This is a genomic window from Roseateles sp. P5_B10 (genome assembly GCF_056400485.1).
In genome coordinates this window covers 1-5628 of sequence record NZ_JBFULE010000334.1, presented here as the reverse complement: position 1 = coordinate 5628, position 5628 = coordinate 1, and the positions used below count along the sequence as shown (strand labels likewise).

Below are 5628 nucleotides of genomic sequence, written 5' to 3'. Positions count from 1 at the left end.
ACACGATGCGTGTCGTCGGTACTCTGGGTCAGATCCTGGGCCCGCGCGGCCTGATGCCTAACCCCAAGGTTGGCACCGTGACCCCGGACGTCGCCACTGCCGTCAAGAACGCCAAGGCTGGCCAGGTCCAGTTCCGCGTCGACAAGGCCGGCATCATCCACGGCACCCTCGGCCGTCGCTCGTTCGACACCGACAAGCTGGAAGGCAACCTGCGCGCGCTGATCGAAGCTCTGAACAAGAGCAAGCCGGCGTCGAGCAAGGGCATCTACCTGCGCAAGGTCGCCGTGTCCTCGACGATGGGCGTCGGCGCCCGCGTCGAAATCGCGTCGATCAACGCTCAAGCCAACGCAGCTTGATGCACTGAATCTGCTCGGGGCGAGTCTGGCCCTGGGCAACAAGATTGGTGGGGCGCTGTTCCGGTTCGCCGGAGTGGCGCGTCATCCAAGACCGTTGGTGGAGACCCCTTAAATCTCGGCGCAAGTTGAGAACCAACGCAGATGGCGGTCCCGCTGAAGGGTTTGCCGCTCCGAGCCATCGGGGTGGGTTTCCTGACAGATGGTCGCTGAATCCCTGGCGCTCCCAAAGCCGCAAGGCCGAGAGAGCAAATGTGAGGAGTAGACCTTGAGTCTCAATCGCAACGAGAAGGCAGTCGTTGTCTCCGACGTCGCAGCGCAAGCTGCCAAGTCGCAGACGCTGGCGCTGGCCGAGTACCGTGGCCTCACCGTTGAAGCCCTGAACAAGCTGCGCGTCACCGCGCGCGCCCAAGGTGTGTATCTTCACGTGCTGAAGAACACCCTGGCGCGTCGCGCTGTCGCCGGCACCCCGTTCGAGGCTGCTTCGGAGAGCATGGTCGGCCCGCTGATCTACGGCTTTTCGGAAGACGCTGTCGCGGCTGCCAAAGTCATCGCTGACTTTGCCAAGACCAACGACAAGCTCGTCATCAAGGGCGGTGCGTACGGTGGCAAGGCTCTGGACGTGAACGGCGTGAAGGCGCTGGCATCCGTCCCGAGCAAGGAAGTGCTGCTGTCGCAAATCGCAGGCCTGCTGCTGTCGCCGGTGCAACGCACCGCGGCCGTGCTGGCTGCCCTGGCTGCAAAGCGTGGCGAAGGCGCCGCTTCTACGGAAGCTGCCGCTGAAGAAGCCCCGGCTGCCGCCTGATCGACGAACTACGCGTTACACGCAATCAATCTGTTTTAAGGAAATTCATCATGGCATTCGATAAAGACGCTTTCCTGACCTCGCTGGACAGCATGACCGTTCTGGAGCTGAACGATCTGGTCAAGGCAATTGAAGAGAAGTTCGGCGTGTCCGCCGCTTCGATGGCTGCTCCGGCCGCCGGTGGCGCCGGCGGCGGCGCCGCTGCTGCCGTTGAAGAGAAGACCGAGTTCAACGTCGTGCTGACCGAAGCCGGCGCGCAGAAGGTCTCCGTCATCAAGGCCGTCCGTGAAATCACGGGCCTGGGTCTGAAGGAAGCCAAGGACCTGGTCGACGGCGCTCCGAAGAACGTCAAGGAAGCCGTTTCCAAGGCCGACGGCGAAGCTGCAGTCAAGAAGCTGGTGGAAGCCGGCGCCAAGGCTGAGCTGAAGTAAGACTTTGGGGTGGGGCCTGTGCAGCAGGTCCGGCCCCACTGACTAGAAAAGGGGTTGCCTTTGGGCTTCCCCTTTTTTGTCTTTGCGGGTTAATCCTGCTTGAGAACAGGTGAAAGACCTCGCGCGGGTATGATGCGCGGTTCTTTCACGTGTTCTCTGATCCGACTGCAGAGAACCAGTTTGGTCGGACTTCGGTGCAATGCCGAAGTTGTCCGCCAGCGGTTGGTAGTGGCCAACCACCAAGCTAGGCAGCCGCCCGTTCTGGGTGAGTGAGCCAGCCAGTCGCCGACGCGGCTCGCCCCACGGCCAGGGGTGGGCTCGACACGGAGTGTTTATGGCGCAAGCAACCCCCTACAGCTATACCGAGCGCAAGCGGATCCGCAAGAGCTTCGGCAAGCGCGAGAGCGTTCTCAACGTTCCCTATCTGCTCACGATGCAGAAGGACAGCTACGTGGCCTTCCTGCAAAAGGACGTGCCCGCCGCCAAACGCAAGCCCGAAGGGCTGCAGGCGGCCTTCCTCTCGGCGTTCCCGATTGTTTCGCACAACGGTTTCGTCGAGATGAAGTTCCTCGAGTTCAACATCGCCAAGCCGCCGTTCGACACCCGTGAGTGCCAACAGCGTGGGTTGACCTATGCAGCCGCCGTGCGCGCGCGCCTGCAGATGATCATCTATGACCGTGAGAGCCCGCAGGCCAAGACGGTCAAGGAAATCAAGGAGCAAGAGGTCTACATGGGCGAAGTGCCCCTGATGACCGACTACGGTAGCTTCATCGTCAACGGTACCGAGCGCGTCATCGTGTCGCAGCTGCACCGCTCACCTGGCGTGTTCTTCGAGCACGACAAGGGCAAGACCCACAGTTCGGGCAAGCTGCTGTTCAGCGCTCGCATCATTCCTTACCGCGGCTCCTGGCTGGACTTCGAGTTCGACCCGAAGGACATCCTGTACTTCCGCGTCGACCGCCGCCGCAAGATGCCGGTCACCATCCTGCTCAAGGCCATCGGCCTGAAGCCGGAACAGATCCTGGCCCACTTCTTCGTGTTCGACAACTTCCGCCTGATGGATGTTGGCGCGCAGCTCGAATTCGTTGCCGACCGCCTGAAGGGTGAAGTCGCCCGTTTCGACATCGTCGACAAGTCGGGTGCCGTCATCGTCGAGAAGGACAAGCGCATCACGGCCCGCCATGCGCGCCAGTTGGAGCAATCCGGCACGCAGCACATCTCGGTGCCCGAGGACTTCCTGGTCGGCCGCGTGCTGGCCAAGAACATGATCGACGCCGATACCGGCGAGATCATCGCCAAGGCCAATGACGAACTGACCGACGCGCTGCTGAAGAAGCTGCGCCAGGCCGGCGTCAAGGAAATCCAGTGCCTGTTCACGAACGAGCTGGACGAAGGCGCCTACATCTCGCAGACGCTGGCGTCTGACGAGACCGAAACGCAGCTGGCCGCCCGCGTCGCCATCTACCGCATGATGCGCCCCGGCGAACCGCCGACGGAAGACGCCGTCGAAGCGCTGTTCAATCGCCTGTTCTACAGCACCGACACCTACGACCTGAGCCGTGTCGGCCGCATGAAGTTCAACGCGCGTGTCGGCCGTGACACGCCCGAAGGCAACATGAACCTGTCCAACGAGGACATCCTTGACGTCGTCAAGATCCTCGTCGAGCTGCGCAATGGCCGCGGCGAAGTGGACGACATCGACCACTTGGGCAATCGCCGCGTGCGTTGCGTGGGCGAACTGGCCGAAAACCAGTACCGCTCGGGCCTCGCCCGCATCGAGAAGGCCGTCAAGGAGCGTCTGGGCCAGGCCGAGACCGAAGCCCTGATGCCGCACGACCTGATCAACTCCAAGCCGATTTCCGCGGCGCTGAAGGAGTTCTTCGGGGCGTCGCAGCTGTCGCAGTTCATGGACCAGACCAACCCGCTGTCGGAAATCACGCACAAGCGTCGTGTTTCCGCTCTTGGCCCGGGTGGTTTGACCCGCGAGCGCRCYGGCTTCGAAGTCCGCGACGTGCACCCGACCCACTACGGTCGCGTCTGCCCGATCGAAACGCCGGAAGGCCCGAACATCGGCCTGATCAACTCGCTGGCGCTGTTCGCTCAGCTCAACGAGTACGGCTTCCTGGAAACGCCGTATCGCCGCGTTGTTGACGGCCACGTCACCGACCAGATCGACTACCTGTCTGCCATCGAGGAAGGCAAGTACGTCATCGCCCAGGCGAATGCGACGCTGAACACCACTGGCGAGCTGACGGACGAGCTGGTCTCGGCCCGTGAGAACGGCGAGTCGGTGCTGACGTCGCCTGAGCGCATCCAGTACATGGACGTGGCGCCGACGCAGATCGTATCGGTGGCAGCCTCGCTCGTGCCCTTCCTGGAGCACGATGACGCGAACCGCGCACTGATGGGCGCCAACATGCAGCGCCAGGCCGTGCCGGTGCTGCGCCCTGAGAAGGCTTTCGTGGGTACGGGCGTCGAGCGCGTGGCTGCGAAGGACTCGGGTACGGTGGTCGCGGCTCGCCGCGGTGGCGTCGTCGACTATGTCGACACCAACCGCATCGTGATCCGCGTGAACGATGACGAGACCGTGGCCGGTGAGGTCGGTGTCGACATCTACAACCTGATCAAGTACCAGCGTTCCAACCAGAACACCAACATCCACCAGCGCCCGATCGTGCGCCGTGGCGACAAGGTGGCAGCCGAGGACATCATTGCCGACGGCGCGTCCACCGACATCGGTGAGCTGGCCCTGGGTCAGAACATGCTGGTCGCGTTCATGCCCTGGAACGGCTACAACTTCGAAGACTCGATCCTCATCAGCGAACGCGTCATCGCCGAAGACCGCTACACCTCGATCCACATCGAGGAACTGGTCGTCAACGCGCGTGACACCAAGCTGGGCGCCGAGGAAATCACCCGCGACATCCCGAATCTGTCGGAGCAACAACTCGGCCGTCTGGACGAGTCGGGCATCGTCTACGTCGGTGCCGAGGTGAACCCTGGCGACGTGCTGGTCGGCAAGGTCACGCCCAAGGGCGAGACGACGCTGACGCCGGAAGAGAAGCTGCTTCGCGCCATCTTCGGCGAGAAGGCTTCGGACGTGAAGGACACGTCGCTGCGTGTCGACCAAGGCACCAACGGCACCGTCATCGACGTGCAGGTCTTCACCCGTGAAGGCATCCAACGCGACAAGCGCGCCCAGCAGATCATCGACGATGAGCTGAAGCGCTACCGCCTGGACCTGAACGACCAGCTGCGCATCGTCGAGAGCGACGCCTTCGACCGTATCGAGAAGCTGCTCGTCGGCAAGCTCGCCAACGGCGGCCCGCAGAAGATCGCCAAGGGCACGGCCATCGACAAGGAATACCTGGCCTCGGTCGAGAAGTTCCATTGGTTCGACATCCGTCCCGCCGAGGAAGACATCGCCAACCAGCTCGAGTCGATCAAGAACTCGCTCGACCAGACTCGCCACAGCTTCGACCTGGCTTTTGAAGAAAAGCGCAAGAAGCTGACGCAGGGCGACGAGCTGCCCGCTGGCGTGCTGAAGATGGTCAAGGTCTACCTGGCCGTCAAGCGTCGCCTGCAGCCYGGCGACAAGATGGCCGGCCGCCACGGCAACAAGGGCGTCGTGTCCAAGGTCACTCCGATCGAAGACATGCCTTACATGGCCGACGGCACACCCGCCGACATCGTCCTGAACCCGCTGGGCGTCCCGTCGCGAATGAACGTGGGCCAGGTGCTGGAAGTGCATCTGGGCTGGGCCGGCAAGGGCATCGGCCAGCGCATCGGCGACATGCTGCAGCAGCACACCAAGGTTGCCGAGCTGCGCAAGCTGTTCGACCAGCTCTACAACCAGAGCGGTGGCAAGACGGAACGCATCGAAGACCTGACGGACGACGAAGTGCTGGAGATGGCCGCGAACCTCGCCAAGGGCGTGCCCTTCGCGACGCCGGTCTTCGATGGTGCCAAGGAAGAAGAAATCCGCGGCATGCTCAAGCTGGCGTACCCGGACGACATTGCCGCCAAGAAGGGCCTGACC

At 62.8% G+C, this 5628-nt stretch carries 3 protein-coding genes and 1 pseudogene; all 4 read left to right on the top strand.

What is annotated here, in order from left to right; translation table 11 throughout:
* Positions 1-356: pseudogene (rplA, locus tag AC1DU6_RS18575) on the top strand (50S ribosomal protein L1); the annotation flags it as partial.
* 265 nt (positions 357-621) lie between these two features.
* Positions 622-1158 carry a 50S ribosomal protein L10 gene (gene rplJ / locus AC1DU6_RS18570; protein WP_056194797.1) on the top strand — a complete coding sequence of 179 codons (537 nt, stop codon included), beginning with the start codon at positions 622-624 and terminating at the stop codon, positions 1156-1158.
* 50 nt (positions 1159-1208) lie between these two features.
* Positions 1209-1589 carry a 50S ribosomal protein L7/L12 gene (gene rplL, locus AC1DU6_RS18565; RefSeq protein ID WP_457324052.1) on the top strand — a complete coding sequence of 127 codons (381 nt, stop codon included), beginning with the start codon at positions 1209-1211 and terminating at the stop codon, positions 1587-1589.
* 334 nt (positions 1590-1923) lie between these two features.
* On the top strand, positions 1924-5628 hold a 3705-nt coding region (gene rpoB / locus AC1DU6_RS18560; RefSeq protein WP_477858801.1), incomplete at its 3' end, for a DNA-directed RNA polymerase subunit beta.